Annotated in this window: 17 protein-coding genes; 6 read left to right on the forward strand and 11 right to left on the reverse strand. The window is 41.2% G+C overall.

Annotated elements, in window-relative coordinates:
• Window positions 1-93: 93 nt before the first annotated feature.
• The gene (locus Q0N70_RS11450) at window positions 94-2,274 is read right to left on the reverse strand and encodes a beta-galactosidase (protein WP_294016880.1); all 2,181 of its coding nucleotides are present in this window, start codon (window positions 2,272-2,274) and stop codon (window positions 94-96) included.
• Window positions 2,275-2,613: 339 nt separating this feature from the next.
• On the opposite strand from Q0N70_RS11450, the gene Q0N70_RS11455 reads away from it, so the two are divergent.
• Window positions 2,614-4,149 (forward strand): hypothetical protein, encoded by a 1,536-nt coding sequence (locus Q0N70_RS11455; RefSeq protein WP_294016883.1) that lies wholly within the window; start codon window positions 2,614-2,616, stop codon window positions 4,147-4,149.
• 457 nt (window positions 4,150-4,606) lie between these two features.
• On the opposite strand, the gene Q0N70_RS11460 is transcribed toward Q0N70_RS11455, so the two are convergent.
• The 4 genes from Q0N70_RS11460 to Q0N70_RS11475 all read right to left on the reverse strand — a co-directional run bounded on the left by Q0N70_RS11460 (window position 4,607) and on the right by Q0N70_RS11475 (window position 9,274).
• Entirely contained in the window at window positions 4,607-5,449 is an 843-nt protein-coding gene (locus Q0N70_RS11460; protein WP_294016886.1) for a sugar ABC transporter permease, read from the reverse strand.
• Window positions 5,446-6,768 carry a carbohydrate ABC transporter permease gene (locus Q0N70_RS11465; protein ID WP_294016888.1) on the reverse strand — a complete coding sequence of 441 codons (1,323 nt, stop codon included), beginning with the start codon at window positions 6,766-6,768 and terminating at the stop codon, window positions 5,446-5,448. Before Q0N70_RS11465 ends, Q0N70_RS11460 begins: the two co-directional genes overlap by 4 nt.
• A gap of 258 nt (window positions 6,769-7,026) precedes the next feature.
• Entirely contained in the window at window positions 7,027-8,226 is a 1,200-nt protein-coding gene (locus tag Q0N70_RS11470; RefSeq protein ID WP_294016890.1) for a maltose ABC transporter substrate-binding protein, read from the reverse strand.
• 49 nt (window positions 8,227-8,275) lie between these two features.
• Window positions 8,276-9,274: a LacI family DNA-binding transcriptional regulator gene (locus Q0N70_RS11475; protein WP_294016892.1), complete on the reverse strand. Its 999-nt coding sequence runs from the start codon at window positions 9,272-9,274 to the stop codon at window positions 8,276-8,278.
• Window positions 9,275-9,516: 242 nt separating this feature from the next.
• Here Q0N70_RS11475 and eda point away from each other — a divergent pair, with 242 nt between their 5' ends.
• Window positions 9,517-10,176 carry a bifunctional 4-hydroxy-2-oxoglutarate aldolase/2-dehydro-3-deoxy-phosphogluconate aldolase gene (gene eda, locus Q0N70_RS11480; protein ID WP_294016894.1) on the forward strand — a complete coding sequence of 220 codons (660 nt, stop codon included), beginning with the start codon at window positions 9,517-9,519 and terminating at the stop codon, window positions 10,174-10,176.
• A gap of 29 nt (window positions 10,177-10,205) precedes the next feature.
• Here the strand turns inward: eda and Q0N70_RS11485 are convergent, their stop codons facing one another.
• The 3 genes from Q0N70_RS11485 to gdhA form a co-directional block, all read right to left on the reverse strand.
• Window positions 10,206-10,610: a putative toxin-antitoxin system toxin component, PIN family gene (locus Q0N70_RS11485; RefSeq protein WP_288757903.1), complete on the reverse strand. Its 405-nt coding sequence runs from the start codon at window positions 10,608-10,610 to the stop codon at window positions 10,206-10,208.
• Window positions 10,607-10,855: an AbrB/MazE/SpoVT family DNA-binding domain-containing protein gene (locus Q0N70_RS11490; protein ID WP_288757900.1), complete on the reverse strand. Its 249-nt coding sequence runs from the start codon at window positions 10,853-10,855 to the stop codon at window positions 10,607-10,609. The genes Q0N70_RS11485 and Q0N70_RS11490 overlap by 4 nt, the downstream gene beginning before the upstream one ends.
• A gap of 179 nt (window positions 10,856-11,034) precedes the next feature.
• Window positions 11,035-12,390, reverse strand: coding sequence for an NADP-specific glutamate dehydrogenase (gdhA, locus tag Q0N70_RS11495; protein WP_294016898.1), 1,356 nt, complete (start codon window positions 12,388-12,390; stop codon window positions 11,035-11,037).
• A gap of 175 nt (window positions 12,391-12,565) precedes the next feature.
• Between gdhA and Q0N70_RS11500 the strand changes: the two genes are divergently transcribed.
• Window positions 12,566-13,057: a hypothetical protein gene (locus Q0N70_RS11500; RefSeq protein WP_288757896.1), complete on the forward strand. Its 492-nt coding sequence runs from the start codon at window positions 12,566-12,568 to the stop codon at window positions 13,055-13,057.
• A 67-nt stretch (window positions 13,058-13,124) separates the two neighbouring features.
• On the forward strand, window positions 13,125-14,840 hold the full coding sequence (locus tag Q0N70_RS11505; RefSeq protein WP_013702323.1) for a carbon starvation protein A: 1,716 nt from the start codon (window positions 13,125-13,127) through the stop codon (window positions 14,838-14,840).
• A 218-nt stretch (window positions 14,841-15,058) separates the two neighbouring features.
• Here the strand turns inward: Q0N70_RS11505 and Q0N70_RS11510 are convergent, their stop codons facing one another.
• Both Q0N70_RS11510 and Q0N70_RS11515 read right to left on the reverse strand, forming a co-directional pair.
• On the reverse strand, window positions 15,059-16,204 hold the full coding sequence (locus Q0N70_RS11510) for a hypothetical protein (RefSeq protein WP_294016901.1): 1,146 nt from the start codon (window positions 16,202-16,204) through the stop codon (window positions 15,059-15,061).
• Window positions 16,205-16,344: 140 nt separating this feature from the next.
• Window positions 16,345-17,769 (reverse strand): ATP-dependent 6-phosphofructokinase, encoded by a 1,425-nt coding sequence (locus Q0N70_RS11515; protein WP_013702325.1) that lies wholly within the window; start codon window positions 17,767-17,769, stop codon window positions 16,345-16,347.
• Window positions 17,770-17,910: 141 nt separating this feature from the next.
• On the opposite strand from Q0N70_RS11515, the gene Q0N70_RS11520 reads away from it, so the two are divergent.
• Entirely contained in the window at window positions 17,911-18,492 is a 582-nt protein-coding gene (locus Q0N70_RS11520; RefSeq protein WP_273352023.1) for a LemA family protein, read from the forward strand.
• 15 nt (window positions 18,493-18,507) lie between these two features.
• Entirely contained in the window at window positions 18,508-19,305 is a 798-nt protein-coding gene (locus Q0N70_RS11525) for a YgcG family protein (protein WP_294016904.1), read from the forward strand.
• Between the two features lie 196 nt (window positions 19,306-19,501).
• On the opposite strand, the gene Q0N70_RS11530 is transcribed toward Q0N70_RS11525, so the two are convergent.
• The coding region (locus tag Q0N70_RS11530) for a CheB methylesterase domain-containing protein (RefSeq protein ID WP_294016906.1) at window positions 19,502-20,175 on the reverse strand (674 nt) is incomplete at its 5' end.

Consider the following 20,175-nt stretch of genomic DNA (forward strand, 5'->3'; position numbering starts at 1 on the left):
CGTCAAACCAGAGTACCACTTTTTCCCAGCCTTTTATATCATGCCATCTTAAACGCTTTCAAAACTCAAATGAATTTTAAAAGCAGCTCATTTTTAAAGCTCAACAGAAACTTTTACAAAAGCTCTCGCCTTTATTCCGTTGACTTTTTTGAGCGAATCCTGACCAGCAAAGTCCGGCCATTCTTCTATAAAAATCGGAGCGTCTTTTTTGAGTGAATCAATTTCCAAAGTAAAGTCATGCGCATTTTTTCCGTAGCGTTTAAAACCGATGCTCCACGGATAATTTTCGCCAACAAAAATTCCGTCGTCAATAAGTTTCCCGTTTTCATAAAGGCGCGCGCAGTTTCCGGCATATCCAATGTCAATAAACAAATCGTCAAGTCCGTTCTGCCAGCTTTCCACGGAAATTTTATAAACCGCAGTTTTTTCATCTTCTGAAATTTTCTGATATGAAACTTTTGGAGACTCCGCAGCGTCCTGTTCGCAAGTGTAGACCGTGAATCCGCAGCCGCATTTTTTTGCAGAAAATCCTTCTGGAATTTTTTCAAGTTCCGGGAATGCCTTGAATGAAATTTTCTTGCAATCCTGAAATTCAAGTTTTGTTTTTCCGTCTTGGTTATCCTGGAACAAAACTGAATCCGTAACAACAAGATATTCTTTTCCGTTTGCAAAAACTTTATGAGCATTCAGCGCATCTTCTCTTGAAAGCGTTACAATGTCGCAGTCAGGAGCATCGCCTTCAAACTGATAAAGAGAAGCTGAAGCATTCTTTGCAGAACAAACGCTGGAAGTCTTTTCCGCCAAAGAGCCAGTAGGTTTTGCAGCCGAATAGAAAACATAAGCCTTGCGCTGATTATTCAAAGTACAAAGCGGAGTTGCAAGCGAAGTCTTTAAAAGTCCATCAGCAATTTTCATGTTGAATGGCAAGAAGAAAAAGTCCTTGTCCGCAACATCGATTGCCGGGAACTGAATGTCCGCGCCGCTTTTTTCTGTGGAAGCAAGCACAACATTTTTATGCTCCGCCATTTTTCTTCTGCGCTGATAATTGTTTACAAAAACAAAGCCGCGTTTCTTTCCGCATTTTTCACATTCCTTGTAACGCCAGCTTGTGCGCAAGTCAGAAAAATTTTCCGGCGTAACAGGATTCGATTCAGGCAAGTCAGTTTCTGTGGAAGCAAGAAATTCTCCAAAGTCATGCGCAAAAAGTGAATACAATTTTATTTCGCCATAAGTTCCGTTTGGAAGTCCGTACTGTCCCAGCGGCGCGCGGAAATCGTAGTTCTTTATGCTCATGTCGTTCAAAGAGCCAGTCGCAATATTTTCTTCAAGAGTGGTAAGCTTTCCTTCAGGGTTCTGTCCGCCATGATACATATAGTAGCCAAGAAGATTGCAGCCGCTTCCCATTTTTGCAAGGCTCATCGCACCAATATCTTTTGGCTGTGCAATCGGACGGCGTTTTAAAGTAACTTGAAGTCCGCCGCCAAGTTCCGCTGTAAGATACGGATATTTTGTCATGTCGAACGTGATTCCTTCGCCAAGTCCAAAGTCGCATCCAATCGCATGGTCGTTGCGCTCGTAAGTGAACACGTAGTTTCCGCTCGGCTCAATTTCTGTAATGCGCGGATCCCACGGAGCTTCGCAGTAGCCGCCCATAACAGGCAAAAGTCCAGCAGTAACAGCTCCGCCCCAGCCAGTCGCAGTGTACAAAGGAACATCAAAGCCAATTTCACGCGCCATTTTTTCAAGACGTTTCATGTGCGCTTCACCAGCCTCGCCTGTAAGTCCGCCGCAATGACCGAATTCATTTTCAATCTGAACTCCGATAATCGGACCGCCGTCTTTTAAAAGTAAACCTTTTACTTGCTCGTAAATCGCCTTGTAGAATTTTTCAACTTCCGCAAAATATTTTTCATCATTCGTGTTGCGCGCGTCAGGAGATTTTGCAAGAAGCCAGTCAGGGAATCCTCCGTGGCGAACTTCCGCATGGCTCCAAGGTCCAATGCGCAAAATCATGGAAAGACCGCATTCTTTTATAGTCTGAACAAATTTCCTAAGATCGCGCCAACCTGTCCAGTCAAACTGATTTTCAATTTCCTCGTGGTGAATCCAAATTACGTAGGAACTTATAATGTCCACGCCGCCCTCTTTCATTTTTAGAAGAGCCTCTTTCCAGCCGCTGTCCGGGTAGCGTGAATAATGGATTTCGCCCATAATCGGAAACCATCTTTTTTCGCCCTTAAAAAGGCTTTTATTATCAAAAGAATATGAAGTCATGCTTTTCTCCAATCGTTGATATTTACACGTGTTGATTTATTTATAAAAATGATAACACGGAAGTTTCAAAAAATCTAGGAAAATTTTTATAACAAAACCTCACAAAACAAAAAGTGAGCAACAGATTGCGCAATAAAAAAGTTAAAAAAAATGCCCTCAAATGCTGACAAATCAACTTTTTTGAACCATAATTATAATAGACTGCCATTGACATACTGAAACTCTGCTGTCATTGTCGTGCATGACACGGCAATCTGCAAAGACAAAATAGAATGTCATTACCGGGCTTGACCCGGTAATCCATGTGCAATTTTATAAACAAATTAAGGAGGAATCTTTATGAAAAAGCTAATTTTTTCTATTTTACCAGCATTTTTATTCGCATTCATTTCGTGCATGAATATGAGCTCGGACTCTGGCGAAAACGGCTCTGTGCGTGTTGTCCTGCCGGGAAACGCGCGCGCCACATATACTTACAGCAGCAGCAACGCAACAGAATACAAAGTGCGCCTCTATAATGACGATTTTGACCAAACAGAATCCGGAACTGTGGGGGGGGTAATAGAATTTCCTGACCTTGAGCCGGGAACATATATAGCAGAGGCGGAAGCTTGGAACACAGCAGAAAATCTTCTTGAAGGAAGCGGAAGCGCAGAAATCAAAGTAAAAGCCGGCGAAACCACAGACTGCAGCATTAAAATGATTCTTGAGGGCATTTTTTATTCAAAGTATATGCTCTTTTCTGACTATTCCGGCAATATGTACGCCTACGATTATTCAAGTTGCACTGAAAAAAAGAAATGGACGCTTTCAAACAATGTTGCTGAATATTCCAATTTTGCAGAAACTAATGATGGAATTTATTATATGTATGTTGGGAAAGATAATTCTGGTATATACTATGATCCTGTAATAAGGTCATTTACCGATACTGATAAATACAATTATACATTAGATTATGGTAGTGCAAAATATTTTGACGCATATTATGACAGCACAACAGATATTTATTGGATTGCGTATGCTGACTGGGGCAGTACAACAAATCCACTACGTTTATACAAAGAAACAACCAAATATGCTGAAATTACAAAATCTAGTACTTATCCTTTTTCTTCTGCGTGCATTGCAACACAAGGAGAAAATTTTTATTATTCATTTAATAGCAGTGATGCTACTAACCAGTGTCCAGATTCAATTGGCTATGCAATATTTGACTACACAACAAGCGGCGGCTCTGCAAATGAAATAACAAAAAAAACTTTAGCTGATTTTAACGTTTCAGGCACAATAACAGACATAGCGGTTCTTGAAGATGGCAGGGTGGCTGTATTAGTTCGTGATACAACTGCTTCTGCTACTGATTATGAAACATACAATTATAATGTTGCAAATAACAGCACAGTCACAAGCCGTGGCGCATTGCTTATTTTGTCTTCGGACTTGTCATTAATAAAAACGCTAGGCTGGTCAGGCGAAAGAACTATAAATGCAAAACTGAAGAATGACAGCAGCGACCCATACAACGGAGTATCTAGTGATAGTCAAATAGCTTCAATTAAAGCAAATATTCCAAAATATGAAGAGTGCGACTCTCACTTTTACGGGCCAATGAGCATTGTTGCTGTCCGCCCAAAGGAAATTGTAATTGCAGACTGCGGCGCAAACTTTGTCCTTCCAGATTACAATGAAAAGAAAAACGGAAAAATGTTTGCCCACAACAGGCTTATGACCGTAGACTTGCGCAATTTTGCCATAAGCTGCAAAAAAGAATTCACTGAAAGTGAAATAAAATTCCAAGATTTGGCAGTTAGCGGAAACTTAGAATCTGTTACTGCCGGCTGGACGAACCTAAACAGCGGAGATGAAAAATAAAGCAACTATATTGCCTGAAAACTGTCATTCCGCACTGAAACTTTACTGTCATTGCCACACTTGATGCTGGAATCTGAAATAGATACTCCGGTCAAGCCGGATAATGACATGGGGGGGGATAAGCCCTAAGATGATATTAAATTATAAAACTCGAATTTTTAGGTTATATACTAGCAGGTTCTTAGGGCAGCAGCCCTAAGCGGTGCAGGAAAAGGTGGATGGCATGTTTCTCGGGACATTAAGCCTTGCGTTTGCTATTTTCAGGATATTTGCTCATGTTTAATCGCAAATATTCTGAAAACTTCAATGTATATTGGTTAAAAAATAAAATTACCATTCGCTCTTGCTCATGGTTTGCTTTTTTTCTCGGGGGCATTAAGCCTTACGGCTTAATGTTGGTTAAAAAATAAAATTACCATTCGCTCTTGCTCATGGTAATTTTATTTTTTTTCGAGGGTCATTCTTTTACGGCTGCTGTTCCCATGCTCATCATCATTGCTTTCTGTGTGAACAGGAAGAAGATTACGAACGGAATACAGATTACCAAAGAACCTGCGGCAAAGTTTGTGAACTCGTTCTTTTTATCAGAAACGAAAGAGAACAAGCCCAACGCAAGTGTTTGTTTTTCAGGGCTTCTTAAAACCATCTTTGGGAAGATAAAGTCCATCCATGGTCCTGTAAAGCTTGAGATTCCCAAGAATGTGATAATCGGCTTTGTAACAGGAAGAATGATTGTTCCAAAAATTCTAAAGTGGCTTGCACCGTCAATTCTTGCGGCTTCGTCAAGGTTCTTGCTTACTGTGTCCATGTAGCTTTTTACCATCCAAGTGTTGTACGGAATTCCGCCTGCAACATAAACAAGCACCAGTCCCCACAAAGTGTCAAGTCCGCCGATACGGTTCAAGATTACATAGATTGCAATCATTCCTACAAATGAAGGGAAAATCTGAAGAATCAGCATGCTCATTAAAAGAGTGTGCTTAAAGACAAACTTAAAGCGTGAAAAAACGTAAGCGCTCAATGAGGAAATCACAACGGTAAGAAGTGTTGTCCAAAGGGCGATGATGAATGTGTTTTTGAACCACAGCCAGTACTGGGTTTCAAAAAACAGATACTTAAAATGCTTGAGCGTGAATCCGTCCTTGAAAGGAACAATATTCATGTTTGCAATTCCGTTTCCAGGAGCGAAAGCGGCGGCAACAACATAAACAAGCGGATAAAAAACGATAAGCGAAATCAGTATAAAAATCAGATAAGAAAAAGTTGTGCTGACTGTCTTGAATGAGCGGTAATTTTTCATACTTCACCTTCCTTATAAGCCTTGGTATTTCTGAACTGATAAATAGCAAACGGCGCAAGAACAACGAAGATAAGTACTGCGATAACAGAAGCGTAGTTGTATCTAAGCATTGTAATTGTAAGCTTGTAAATCCAAGTAACAAGAATATCAGTTCCGCCCGCCATTGTGGTTGTGGAATCTGCAACCGTTGGATCTCCGCCTGTTAAGAAGAAGATAATTCCAAAGTTGTTGATATTGTGCGTAAAGCTCATGATAATCAAAGGCATTGTCTGATAAAGAACAAGAGGCATTGTAATGTGGCGCAGAATTTGAGGTCCGTTTGCACCGTCAATTTTTGCGGCTTCGTACAAATCCTTGGAAATTGCGGTCATTGTTCCCATAGAAAGCATCATAAAGTAGCCGAATCCAGCCCAAAGGTTGATTACGATACACATTATTTTTGCAAGAGTCGCATCTCCAAGCCAAGGAATTGTGCTTCCCTGCTCAAGAATTCCAAGGGCGATAAGAGTTCTGTTTACAATTCCAAAAGTTCCGTTGAGCATCTGACGCCACAGAATCATTGTAATTACAGCCGGAACTGCATAAGGCAAGATAAATATAAACCTGAACATTGGAGCAATCTTGATTCCGCTTTCATTCAAATGAACGGCAACCAAAAGTCCGCCAAAGTAGCAGGTAAAAGTTGAAGCCACAGCCCAAACAAGCGTCCAAATTGCTATGCGGGCAAAACCAGCTGACCAGTTTGTTCCGCCGAAAAGGAGCGCCTTGAAGTTCTGGAAGCCAACCCAGTCTACAGTATTTTTAGGAGGAATGTTGTTTGGAGCAGAATAGTTTGTAAAAGCAACCGCAACGCTAAAAAGAAGCGGAACAACAACAAAAACAAGAAGCATGATTACACAAGGAGCAAGACCTGTAATAGGAAACGCCTTGTTGCCGACTTCTTCCAAAGAGGACTTTTGAGAAACGAATCTTTTTGTCCTGCAGTATTCTTCATAGGATTTTTTTGCGCTTCTTACTGAAATTACATAAGCCGCCACAAAAAGAGCAACTATCGAAAGAATAAGAATTCCGTCGATAAGCATAAACATAGAGTTATTGCGAAGCTTAACCGGAATATCAGGCTGAGGTTCGCCAAGAGTAATCAAATCAAAAATTTTTCCGCAGGTAACTGGCAGAAAAGCAAGAAAAAGAACTTCAAGGGCAGCAAAAAGAGCGCCTTTGACATATTGTTTAAGGTAAATGATATGGGATAATCCCATGAAGCATAAAGATGCAGCTTTTACCTTTTTTGCAGAACTTCCATCGGACTTTATCCGCATAAGACACCTCGCAATTGAATACGTCTGGTCAAGGCACGCTTACGCTCAAGGCCTTGACTCATCCGTTTTTACGGTTTGGATAACCCATAAATCAGTAGGAAAGCACAAAAAGTGCTAAAAAAGGCAGGCAAAATTTGCGCCGTCTTCTATAAAACTGTTTTTAAATTTTGCAAGAAAACAAAGGGCTGCCGCAAAAAAAATCTTTTCAATAATTCCGGGCAGCCCATAGGCTTAGTTTACAATAGCAATCAAGCCAGATTACATTCCAAGGATTGTAGCGTTGCAAGCGTCAAGTTCTTTCTTAACATCTGCACCGTTCCAAATGTTCTTTGAAGCGTTTCCAAGAGCATCCCAGAAAGCAGACATCTGTGGAACAGAAGGCATTGGGAATGCATAGTCAAGCTGCTGGAGGAATCCGCCAATGTATTCGCTTGAAACTTTTACATTAATAGCTGGCATAGCTCCAGTGATGTCAAATCTAAGCTGCTGCATAGCCGGGCTGATAAGGAACTGAGCGAAGTCAGCTGCTTCTTCCGGATGATCAGAGTATGAGCTTACGAACATAGCGCGTGTTCCAGAGAATGAAGCTGCTGGAACTGTATCTCCAGGAAGTGAAGGAAGTGGAGCAACACCAAAGTTCAATCCAGCGTCAACGAAGTTCTTTACGTTCCAAGGTCCAGTGATGTGCATTGCAGCCTGTCCGCCCTGGAATGCAGCGTCGCAAACTCCAGTTGAAAGGTCAGCAGCAGGAACATCAAGAGCATTTCTGAGAGACTGGAAGAATTTCATTCCATTTACAGCATCGTTATTGTTAAGATATGTTGTAGAAGTGTCAGCTCCAGTTGAACCGAAGATGCGGTTTCCGTTTTCTGTTGTGAATACGATTGAATAGTAAGCGTTTCCTACATCCATTACAAATCCGCGCTTGTCTGGATTCTTTTTGTTGAAATCAACTGCCCATTTTGCAAGAGCGTCCCAAGTCTTTGGAACATCTTTTTCAGCGATAAGATCCTTGTTGTAGAACAAAGCGTAAGTTTCTGCGCTTACTGGGTATCCGTACATTTTTCCTTCGTAAGTAAGAGCCTTTGAACAAGCGCCAAGAACTTCTTTTGCAACAACGTCAGCATTTGCTGTTGGAGCAACGTGTCCGCCGTTAACAAGTTCGCCAAGCTTATCATGTGGAGCAGCAAAAAGGTCTGCGCCAACTCCAGCTGGTCCGTCAAGAGCAATCTGTCCTGTTGAATCGCCAAGCTCTACGTTTACGAACTTGATTTCTACATTCGGATGAGACTCTGTGTATTTAGCTCCAGCCTGCTTAATGAATTCATCTGGTCCTAAAAGAGACTCCCATACAGTAAGAGTTATTTTTTCAGACTTGTTAGCTTTCTTGCTGCATCCTGTAAATGCGAGCAAACCTGCAGATACTACAGCTACAGCTGCAATAATACCTTTCTTCATTTTGTCCTCCTATTTATAAACAATGAAGCTTTTATATTCCAACCGCAAATCAGCGGAAAGATTCCCTTATTCTAAGCTCGTAGCCAATTTTTGTGTGGCTTGGAACTTTTTTTCCTTCTATCATATCCACAAGAAGACTTCCTGCCTTCTTTGTAAGATTTGAAACGTTTACATTCAAGGCCGTAATTGGAGGCGTATTGTTCTCCAAAACCTGGCTGTCGTAAAACGAAATCACTTGAATGTCCGCCGGCACTTCATAGTCATTCTGCTTGAGCCATTTAAGCACATAAACGCAGATAATGTCATCCATGCATACAAGGCACTGCGGATTTTCCTTCATAATATCCGGCAAGACAGAAAAAACATCCTTCTGGCTTTCCAGATTCCAATGAACAACACAGCCGTCCAAGGATATTCCAGAAGAAGCAAGTCCTCTTTTAAATCCTTCAAAGCGGAAAGTGTTCACGCTGTTTTTGCTGTCTCCCGCAAGAACAGCAACTTTTTCACATCCGCGGCTTATCATAAACTTTGTCATTTCGTAGCAGCCAGAAATCTGGTCGCTTCCAACATGGCAAACCTCATTGTCCTTGGACGTACTCATTACAACAAATGGAACTCCTTCTTTTTTCAAGAAGTCCACGGATTCATCTTTTTCTTCAAGACGGGTCAAAATAACACCGTCAACCTTTCTATTTATAACAAGCCGCCTTAACGGAGTAATGTCCCCGCCGCCCTGAACAACAATCAAAGCGTCATAGCCAGCCTTGTACACAGATTCAGAAATTCCAACGAGGCAATTCTGAAAAAACGGATTGTCCTCTTCATTCCTTGGAATCACAACGCCAATATTGAAAGTCTGCCGCAGAACAAGTCCTTTTGCCATCGGATTAGGAACATAGTTGCATGACTGAACTTTTTCCATTACACGCCGCCGGGTTTCTGCGCCAATCCGCCCCTTGCAGTTTATAACTCGGGACACAGTTGACTTTGAAACTCCAAGTTCCTGGGCAATATCCGAAATTGTAACAACAGAAGCGGATCTTTCCATAAAAACGTTTCCAAATTATTTTAGTAAACAACGCAAAGGCAAAAGCCCTGCAATGCTTAAAGTTTACACCAATAATTCTCATAAAACAAGAAAAATCGGTTGCTCAACACGAAAAAGTATACACGTGTCAATTCGATTTGTCAAACTTTTTTTATAAATTCTTTGTAATTTTCTTACAAAAATAATAACGTTTCCAGAAGTTTTTCTTGCGTCCATGTTTTTTTTGTGCAATACTTATTTTCATGTTTGAACAAACCGCAGAAAAAATCAAAAATGCAAAAATCATTCCAGTCGCAAAAATTCAGGAAAAAAAAGATGCGATAGAACTTGCACGCGCGATCACAAACGGCGGAATGAAAGCTGTTGAAATAACTTTTAGGACAAACGACGGCGAAACCGGGCTAGAAAAAATCGCCGGTTGCATAGAATCTATAAAAAAAGAATTTCCGCATATTCTTGTGGGAGCCGGAACTGTAATAAATGCAAACCTTGCACAAAAAGCGCAGAATGCTGGCGCGGATTTTCTTGTTTCCCCGGGATTCAATCCAAAAACCGTAAAATGGTGCGTTGAGCATGAAATTTCGTTTTTTCCAGGAGTATGCACGCCGGGTGAAATTGAACAGGCAATAGAAGTCGGACTGAATTTTTTAAAGCTTTTCCCTGCGGAAGTAATGGGCGGAACAAAATTCCTAAAGTCGCTGGCAGGACCTTTTCCGCAAACAGTTTTTATCCCGACCGGCGGAATAAATGCAGAAAACTTTTCAAGCTATCTTTCATGCAAAAATGTTGGCGCGGTTGGCGGAAGCTGGATGTGCCCCGAAAATCTCATAAAAGAAAAAAAATGGCAGGAAATTGAAAACCTTTGCAAAAAAGCAAATTTCCCCTGCATAAAAAACTGCTGAAAAACAAAAAAAAAGCAGCAAAAGTTCATTTACTTTTCTATCAGCTCAAAATATTTTGCAGGAGAAAAGATTAGCGGCTTATCGATTTTTAAATCTTCAAAATCCTTGTCGCCTGTCAATAAAATATCCGAATCGGACAAAATTGCAGAGACAAGAACTGGCAAATCTTTTACATCTCTAATTTTTGGATATTTATTCTCATCAATTTTATTTGGTGTTGCAAATTCTTCAAAATTTATTCCGTCAAAAAATATTTCAAGCTGCTTCAATTTTTCAGGAAATTTCTTTTCAAAGACTTCCTTGCATTCTTCTTTTGTGTAAGAAGAAATTATAACTGTATGTTTTTCAAGCAAATGAGAAAAAACTCTTGCAACCTTTCCGTTTGGAAAAAGCATTGCTGATATTACGACATTTGTATCAACAAAAACTCTCACCTAGTTTTCCTTAACTCTTTGATGTAGGCAACAACATCTTCTTCTGTTTGAAAACCAGCTTTTTCAGCCTCGCCCTGCATTTGATTCTGCACATTCGCCAAAGCTATTTGAGATGCGTTTGCAATATAAACTTTTCCTTTTTTTTCTTCAAAATATACTTTGTCGCCAGTTTTCAATTGAAGCAAATTTCTTATCATAAGGGGAATTGTTATCTGGCCTTTTGAAGTTACTTTTGCAAGTTCCATAGAAAACCTCCTTACTTTCCTTACTTCAATATAAATGAAGCAACTCATGCTGTCAAATTTTGAATAAAAAAAACTGCCCTTCAAGCTAAATAAATTCAGCCTAAAGAGCAGCCTTTGATTATAAAAAGCTAGAAATCAGCAACAGATTCCCGTGTCGTAACGCGAGAATAACAGCTAAATTAAACCAATCCCTGGGCAACCATTGCGTTTGCAACTTTTACAAATCCTGCAATGTTAGCTCCGGCAACATAGTCGCCTTCTATAGCATATTTTTTTGCAGTTTCGTAAGCGTTGTCGTGGATGTTTGTCATAATCTGCTTGAGCTTAGAGTCAACTTCTTCGAATGTCCAAGAAAGACGCTCTGAGTTCTGGCTCATTTCAAGTCCAGAAACCGCAACACCGCCGGCATTTGCAGCTTTTCCAGGAGCGAACATAACTTTGTTTTCCTGGAAATACTTGATAGCTTCTGCGCGTGTAGGCATATTTGCGCCTTCTGCAACAAGCATGCATCCATTTGCAACAAGTTTCTTTGCATCTTCAAGATAAATTTCATCCTGAGTTGCGCAAGGCAAAGCAAGGTCAGCTTTTACGCCCCAAGGCTTTTCACCTTTGAAGAATTTTGCGCTAGGATATTTCTTTACGTAAGCGTCTACTTTTTCTTTGCGTGCGCGGAATTCTTTTACATAAGCAAGCTTTTCCGCAGTGATTCCTTCTTCATCAAGAATATAGCCTGTTGAGTCAGACAAAGTGATTGGCTTTCCGCCGAGCTGAAGAAGTTTTTCAGCAGCATACTGGGCAACGTTTCCGTCTCCAGAAATAATAGCTGTTTTTCCTTTGAAGTCCTGGCCTTTTTTTGCAAGCATGCATTCAACAAAGTAGATAAGTCCGTAGCCTGTAGCTTCTGTACGGGCAAGAGAACCGCCGAATGAAAGTCCTTTTCCTGTAAGAACGCCAGTGTACTGGTTTGTAATTCTCTTGTACTGGCCGAACATATAGGCAACTTCTTTTCCGCCTACACCTTTGTCTCCAGCTGGAACGTCTGTGTCTGCGCCAATATGACGATAAAGTTCTGTGATAAATGACTGGCAGAATCTCATGATTTCAGCATCTGATTTTCCGTGGCCGTCAAAATCTGAACCGCCTTTTCCGCCGCCCATTGGAAGAGTTGTAAGGGAATTCTTAAGAACCTGCTCAAATCCGAGGAATTTCAAAACATCAAGTCCTACTTCCGGAGAAAAACGCAAGCCTCCTTTATAAGGTCCGATTGCGCTGTTAAACTGAACACGGAATCCGCGGTTTACATGAGGCTTTCCTGCATCGTCAGTCCAAGGAACACGGAACATTACAATTCTCTCTGGCTCTACGAAACGCTCAAGAACAGCATACTGCTCCAGCTCAGGCATTTTGTCTACCGCAGGAGAAATTGCTTCAAGAACAAGTCCAGCAGCCTGAAGAAAATGACCCTGATCTGCATAGCGAACAGAAATGTCATCCCAAACACGTTTACAATAAGCATTTTTAATACTGTATTCCATATAAACAACCCCTGTTTCTTGATTTTTTAATTTGTAACCCCAGAAATCAAGAAAAAACTTAAATAATATTAAACTATATTAAATGTTTTGAAAAGTAAAAAGTTAAAAATTTGTTGCAACATTTTACAAGCCGATATATAATAAATACTGAAAATTCTTTAACGAGGCTTCAGAATTGACAAAGGAAAGCTGCCTTGAAAACGTTTTGCTTTCATATAAAAAATACTACGATATTTCAAGAAATCCATGCGGAAACTTTTGCGCAGCTGCGGAATTTCATTCGCACGAAGAGCAGTACTTTTTAACAAAGGCAGCAAGAATCTCGGAAGTGGATTCAAATGAATATGTCTATTTTTCAGTTGAAGAAAAACTTTCGCTTCAAAAACTCAGGGAACTTTCCAATGCGGCATGGGCAGACGGACTTTCAAAAGTAAAGCCTTTTTACGGACACAAAAATTCAGACATAAGCCTGATTGTCATAGTCAATTCAGTTGAAAAAGCTGCCGCCAAGGAAGCAAGAAAAATCAAGTTTCATAAGTCGTACAAATTTTCTTTCTTCGGCTGGAGCAACTTCAGTCTGATTGTTTACGATGTTTCAGCAGGAAAAACTTGGTTCAACTGGCACGGAAGAAATCTTCGCAGTATTTTTTCAAAAATGCCGCTGTAGTTTTTAAGCAAATTTTGGGTGGGCTTTAAAACTCATTCACATTTATATTTTTTTGGAGGCAAAAGAGATGGCTGCTTTACTGATTATTTTAGCGGCGCTTGTTCTGCTTTTCTGCGGATACGTTTTTTACGGTTCGTGGCTTGCAAAGCAATGGGGAATTGATCCGGCGAAAAAAACACCGGCAAAGGAGACACCTGACGGAATTGACTACGTGGCTGCAAAACCGGCAGTTCTCATGGGACACCACTACTCTTCCATAGCAGGGGCAGGACCAATCAACGGACCTATACAGGCGGCAGTTTTCGGATGGGTTCCAGTATTTTTGTGGTGCATAATCGGAGGAATTTTCTTTGGCGGAGTCCAGGACTTTGGCTCGCTGTTTGCATCTATAAGGCACAAGGGAAAATCCGTAGGCGAAATCATAAACGACACAATGGGAGCAAAGGCAAAAAAGCTCTTTATTATTTTTGCGCTTCTTGTTCTTATCCTTGTAATCGCCTCGTTTGTAAACGTTGTTGCAGGAACCTTCTTTACCGTGGCAGGAAGCCCAGTAATGTTCGGGCTTGTTTCAAATCCGACAAACAACCAGACGACAGCAATGATTTCAATTTTATTCATTGTGCTTGCCGTTATCTACGGAATCATAACAAACAAATGCGGACTAAAAACGCTTCCGGCTACAATCCTTGGAATAATCGGAATTGTGATTGTTACAATAATCGGTCTCAACGTGGGATTCGCAATGAGCCGCAACGCCTGGATTGTTTTTGTAGGAGTTTACATAGCGGTAGCTTCTCTTGTTCCAGTGTGGATTATGCTTCAGCCGCGCGACTACCTTTCAAGCTTTTTGCTTTACGCCATGATGCTTGTTGCACTTGCAGGAATTTTAGTCAATGCATTTAAAGGAAGCTCTGCAATCGAATTTTCAATTCCGGCATTCACAGGCTGGAAGACACAGGCAGGATTCCTTTTCCCAACGCTTTTCATAACAGTAGCTTGCGGCGCCTGCTCTGGATTCCACTCGCTGATTGCAACAGGAACAACCTCAAAGCAACTTGACAACGAAAAAAATGCAAAGGCAATCGGATACGGCTCAATGCTTATTGAATCCGCGCTTGGAATAATCGCACTTATTTCTGTAGGCGTTATCTGGACCCAGTGGAAACAAGGAAAATTCGGCTCACCATCCGCAGCATTCGGTGCTGGAATCGCGACACTTTTTGGTAAAGAAGGAAGCGGAATTTACAACACGATAAACGCTCTTCTTACACTTGCGGTTTCTGTATTCGCCCTTACTTCACTCGACACAGGAACAAGACTTAGCCGATTTATGTTCAGCGAGCTTTTCCTTAAAGACGGAGAATTTTCTTGGAAAGACGCAAAGGGAATCCGCAAAGTTCTTGCAAATCCGTTCTTCGGAACAATCTCAATGGTTGTAATCGGAAGCGTTCTGGGCGGACTTAAGCTCAGCCAGATTTGGGGACTTTTTGGTGCGGCAAACCAGCTTTTGGCAGGACTTGCGCTTATGGCGGTTGCAGCTTGGCTCGGTCAGGCAGGAAAAAACAACAAGATGTTCTTTATTCCAATGGCATTTATGCTTGCGGCTACTTTAACAAGCCTTGTTCTTACTGTATACAAAAAGATTGCGGCAATGATTCAAGGCGTGCAGGGAGCTCTTGTCTGGGGAAACTGGTTCCAGCTTTTATTCGCAGCGGCAATGTCGGTTCTTGCAGTAATTCTTGTTATTGAAGGAATCCAGACATTTAAGAAACAGAAAAAATAGCTTGGAGCTGCTTCACTCAACATAATGTATCTGAGCTATACAACGTAATGCATAGCTTCCATACATTATAATGAGAAACACAGTATCATTATAATGATAAGCATACTATCAAGCCAATGATAATCTACGTGCCATTATGCTGACGCATAGACATAAAAAGAGGCTTCCCAACAAAGGAAGCCCCTTTTTTTTCTTTATTACCTCTATTTACAATCTAATTACCAAGCAACACGAACGCTGACCGCCGCAGAAGGAATCTTTGAGGCAATGTCGTAGCTTCCGCTTACAGTAAGGTTCAGGAACAGAAGGTCAAGCCCGATTCCTCCAAACACCTGCGGATAAACAGAGAATCCAGAAGAGCTTCCGCTGAACGAGCTAGGAAGAATTCCCCATTTTAATGCGTTTGCAACACCTTCATAATAAGTATCACTTTCTTTTGCAATGATTCTTGCCCAGTTAGCATTTACCTTCCAGTCAACAGAAGTTTTTGAGAACAAGGCGCGTCCACCAATGAACGGAACAAGGCAAAGAAGTTTAATAGAAGCCTGTGTGTTTACCATGAATGTTGTAGACTTAAAGTCGAGGCTGGCTTTTGCGCTGTCATCGTCTACATCAACACCGCCTTTTGTATAATAGAATCCAGCTCCAACAGACCATTTTGGACGCATAAATCCGCCCTGAAAAATCGCATAGCGGATGTCTGCTCCAAGAGTAAAGAAGTCGATTGCAACAGGATCAATAGCTTTGTCAACTGAATCCATCTTTGAAGTGTCAATTGACATTGCAGTAACGCCAATATCAAACGGAAGAATTATTCCGCCAAGACGCGCGTCAACAGTGATTGTCGGGAAAACAAGCGTGTCATTTATATCTTTTACGTCATCAACACCAAGCGCAAGGGCAGCATCTTTAAGCGTAGAAACATCAAGCGCAGAAACGCCTGCATTTACACCAGCACCAAAATGGAATCCCGGGAAAATCTTTCCAATCCAGGCTTCCGCATAAACATTCTGCTGAGTCTGCGAGTTCGGAATAACATCCGCAAGGTCATCGCAAAAGTCGTTAAGTCCATTTTCTGCAACAGTAAATGGAGAGTCTGTCGGAATGTAATTTTTGATGTTTGCATAAGCTTCATTTACCATATTAGCGGCATTCTCTATCTGGCTTTTTGTAACTTTGTTTTCATGCAACGCATTGTTGATTTCATCAACTCTTCCAGAAACCATATTATAAACATCATCTGGAATATCAATTTTAACTTCGCCATCAACACCTTTTACAGTAAGAGGCTTTGCAAAAAGTCCTGAAGCCGCAAAAGCAAATGCCATTGCCAATGCAGCAAACCGTTTAGTTTTCTTTACCATAGTAGTTCTCCTTAGATTCTGAAAACAAAATCTTCTTAATTTATAGCATATTATTCTATGCAAGTCAAAAAAAATGAGCTGCCGCACAAGACTTTTAAATCTCGGCAGGTCAGCCCGTTTATTCAGCAAAATATTTTAATTTAGCTGTTTTTCATTCCGTTGACTTTTTCAAGGCGGGCAAGAGCTTTTGCTTCTGCCTCGTCAGCGTCTTTCTTGAGCTTTTCTACAACAGTGTTGATATTGTTAACCATATATACAGGCTGCAAAGTTGCATCCAGACAGTCGCGCCAAAGTGAACTTTCCGGGTCAACAATGTTTCTCTTCAAAGTTGCCATTGAAATCGGAATATGAACATATTTATCATGCACAAGTCCAATAACAATCTTTGTTTTTCCTGCCATAGCCGCATGAACCGCATTGTTTCCAAGGCGCTCGCAGTAGATAGAATCGTTTGCAGTTGTAACAGCCGCACGCACTTCGTATCCAGGGTCAATGTATTTAAGGTTGATATGGATTTTCTTTGAAGCAAAATATTCAGTGATTCTGTCGCGAAGATAAACACCAATGTCCGCAAGTTTTTTGTTTCCGGAAGCATCAGTCTGATTTGTAGAAGTCAAAAGCTCCTGTCCGGCTCCCTCTGCAACAACGATTACAGCGTGATGGCGTTCGTTCAAGCGGTCTTCAATATGAGCAAGCAAGCCGTTCGGTCCATCCAAGTCAAAAGGAACTTCAGGAATAAGGCAGAAGTTAGCTTCGTGGCTTGCAAGGGCAGTCGCAGTCGCAATGAATCCGGATTCGCGTCCCATAAGCTTTACAAGACCGATTCCGTTAATCTGCGAATGCGCTTCCATGTGGATTGAATTTACAGCCTGAGTAGCTTTCTGAACAGCAGTTTCAAATCCGAAAGAGCGGTCAATAAACTGAAGGTCATTGTCTACAGTCTTTGGAATTCCCACAACTGAAATCTTAAGTCCGCGGCGGTCGATTTCGTTTGCAATATCAAGCGCGCCTCTCTGGGTTCCGTCTCCACCGATGATAAACATCATGTTGATTCCCATGCGCTCAATGGAATCTACAATGTCAGAAGTTCTGTCTCCGCCTCCGCGTGAAGTTCCAAGGAAAGTTCCGCCGATTTTATGGATTGCGTCTACATTATCCGGGTTAAGGTCGATTGTGTCATATCCCTGCTCTGCAAAGAATCCTTTATATCCAAACTGAATTCCTTTGATTCTGCGCACACCGTAGCGGTTCCAAAGGCAGCGGACAACAGCGCGGATTACATCGTTAAGTCCAGGGCAAAGACCTCCGCAAGTGCAGATTCCAGCAGTAACGTGAGTCGGGTTAAAGTAAATATATTCACGAGGACCTGCTTTTTCCATGAACTTGGCTTTGTCATCGCAATCTTCTTCAGCACCTTTATAAACATTCACCTGGCGGCGAACATAAGAATTGTCTGTAACATAAGCGGCGCGGAAATTTCCGTGCTCCAAAGAAAGTTCAATAGGAGACTTTACCTTGCATTCTCCCAAGTTTTCAACTGAAAAATCATATTTCATTGTTGCCATAGCAAACCTCGTACCGTGAAATAAAAAGTCGTAAAAACACGCTCTTATAAAGATACTTTCAAATGGTAAAAAATTCAATATCGTAAAAAAAGAAATTGTTAAACTTGACCAAAAAGCGTTTTTTGCATAGTTTTCTATATTATGAGAAAAACTTTTTACACTTTGGCGGCAGTTTTTTTGTGCCTTTTTGCATTTTCAAGTTGCGGATACAACGGACTCATCGACAAGCGTGAAGCAGTTGAGCAGCAGTGGGCAAACGTAGAAAATCAATATCAGAAACGCTCTGACTTAGTTCCAAATCTTGTGGCGACTGTAAAAGGCTACGCTTCGCATGAAGAAAGCGTTTTCACACAAATTGCTGAATCGCGGTCAAAGCTTGGCGGAACTGTAAATGTTGACATAACCGATGATCCTGAAAAATTCGCACAGTTTCAGGCTGAACAGAACACTTTTTCTGCAAGCATCGGACGGCTTCTTGCGCTTACAGAAAGCTACCCGGAATTAAAGGCAAACGAAAATTTTCTTGACTTGCAAAGCCAGCTTGAAGGAATTGAAAACAGAATTTCCACAGAACGCAAAAGATACAACGATGCTGTAAGTGAATACAACAAGTCAATTCAAAAATTTCCAGGCGTTCTAACAGCAAAAATGTTCGGCTTTACAAAAAAAGCTTATTTCCGTTCAGAAGAAAAAGCCGCAAAAGCCCCGGAAGTTTCATTTTAATTCGGAAGCTAAAAAATGAGCGCATCTTTTTTCGGCGGAAGCAAGCAAAACAAAAGTTTTATCTGGATTCTTGCTCTTACATTTTTCATTGTAGGATTTCTGTCATTTTCAGCAAAAGGCAAAAGCGGGCAAAACGATGTGGCTTTTAGCAATGAATCTGACGGAATATACAAGCCGGTTTTAGACAACGCAGGAATTTTTTCCAAAGCGGAACTAAGACAGCTTGAATCCTTTCTTGCAAATTTGGATGAGCGCACAGGAATTCAGATTGCAGTTATTGTTGTAAAAAAATTGGACGGTGAAGACATTGAGTCATTCAGCATGAAGCAAGCGGAACAATACAAGCTTGGTCAAAAAGGAACTGACAATGGAGTTCTGTTAACAGTCGCCATGAAAGAGCGTGAATTAAGAATTGAAACCGGCTACGGCACAGAGGGAATTCTTACAGACGCAGTTTGCGCACGTATAATCCGCAACAAGATCACCCCGCTGTTTAAGCAGGAAAAATATTTTGAAGGAATCGAAAGCGGAATCAAAGCCATTGCTTCAGTTTTAACAAGCGACGAAAAAATGACAGAAAATCAGTCCCAAGCTGAAAATTCTGCGGAAGAAGACGAAGAAGAAAATCCTTTTTCTGTTCTTGCGTTTGTCTTTTTTGTAGTGCTTATTTTTATAATATTTGGGCGCGGAAAAAATCTCTGGATTTTACCTTTTATTTTTGGCGGCGGAAGTTCAGGCAGAAGAAATTCAGACAGTTTTAGAAAAGGCGGAGGAGGAAGTTTTGGCGGTGGAGGAGCAAGCGGACGCTGGTAAAACAATTTTTTTAATTACAACTGCCATTCCCTTGTTCGACAAGAGAATCTAATCAAATGCTTCCAATGTCATTCCCGCACTTGATGCGGGAATCTTTTTCATTATATGACAAAGATTATCGGGTCAAGCCCGAAGATGACAAAAATATAAAACTCAGCAATTCAGCCTAATCAACAAACTATTAAAAGCCGGCTTATTATTTTCCGTGTTCCCTTACAAGAGTGTTCATTTCGTTTGCCATGTTCTCCAAGGAAACTTGCTTTTGAACCGCTCCAAGCTCATAGGCAACACGCGGCATTCCGTAAACGATGGAAGACTCTTCATCCTGCCCCAAAGTCCAAGCTCCCTGTTTTCTCATTTCCGCAAGCTGAACCGCACCATCCCGGCCCATTCCAGTCATTATAACGCCCAACGCTCTGTTCTGGTAAATTTTCGCCACGGATTCAAAAAGCCAGTCTGCGGAAGGCCTGTGTCCGTTGCGAAGATCCGCGCTAGAAAGCCGGATTACATTGCACAAAGTTGATTTTTCAACAACAATATGAAAGTTTCCGGGTGCAATATAAATCTGTCCAGGATGAATTTCGTCCTTGTCCTCTGCCTCTTTTACTGAAAGCGGACAAATTTTATCCAGGCTCGCGGCAAATTCTTTTGTAAAACCCGCCGGCATGTGCTGAACAACAAGAATCGGACGTGAAAACTTAGGATCAAGATGCGCAAAAACTTCTCTAAGCGCGTTAGGCCCGCCAGTAGAAATTCCAATGGCAACAACTTCAATTCTGCCGGGCTCTCTTAACGGAACAATGACTTCCGGCTCTTTTCTTTTTGAAGTAAATAAAACTGGAGAAAAAGTTTCCTGCGACAAAGCCGCCG

Source organism: uncultured Treponema sp., from assembly GCF_945873775.1.
Classification (GTDB): domain Bacteria; phylum Spirochaetota; class Spirochaetia; order Treponematales; family Treponemataceae; genus Treponema_D.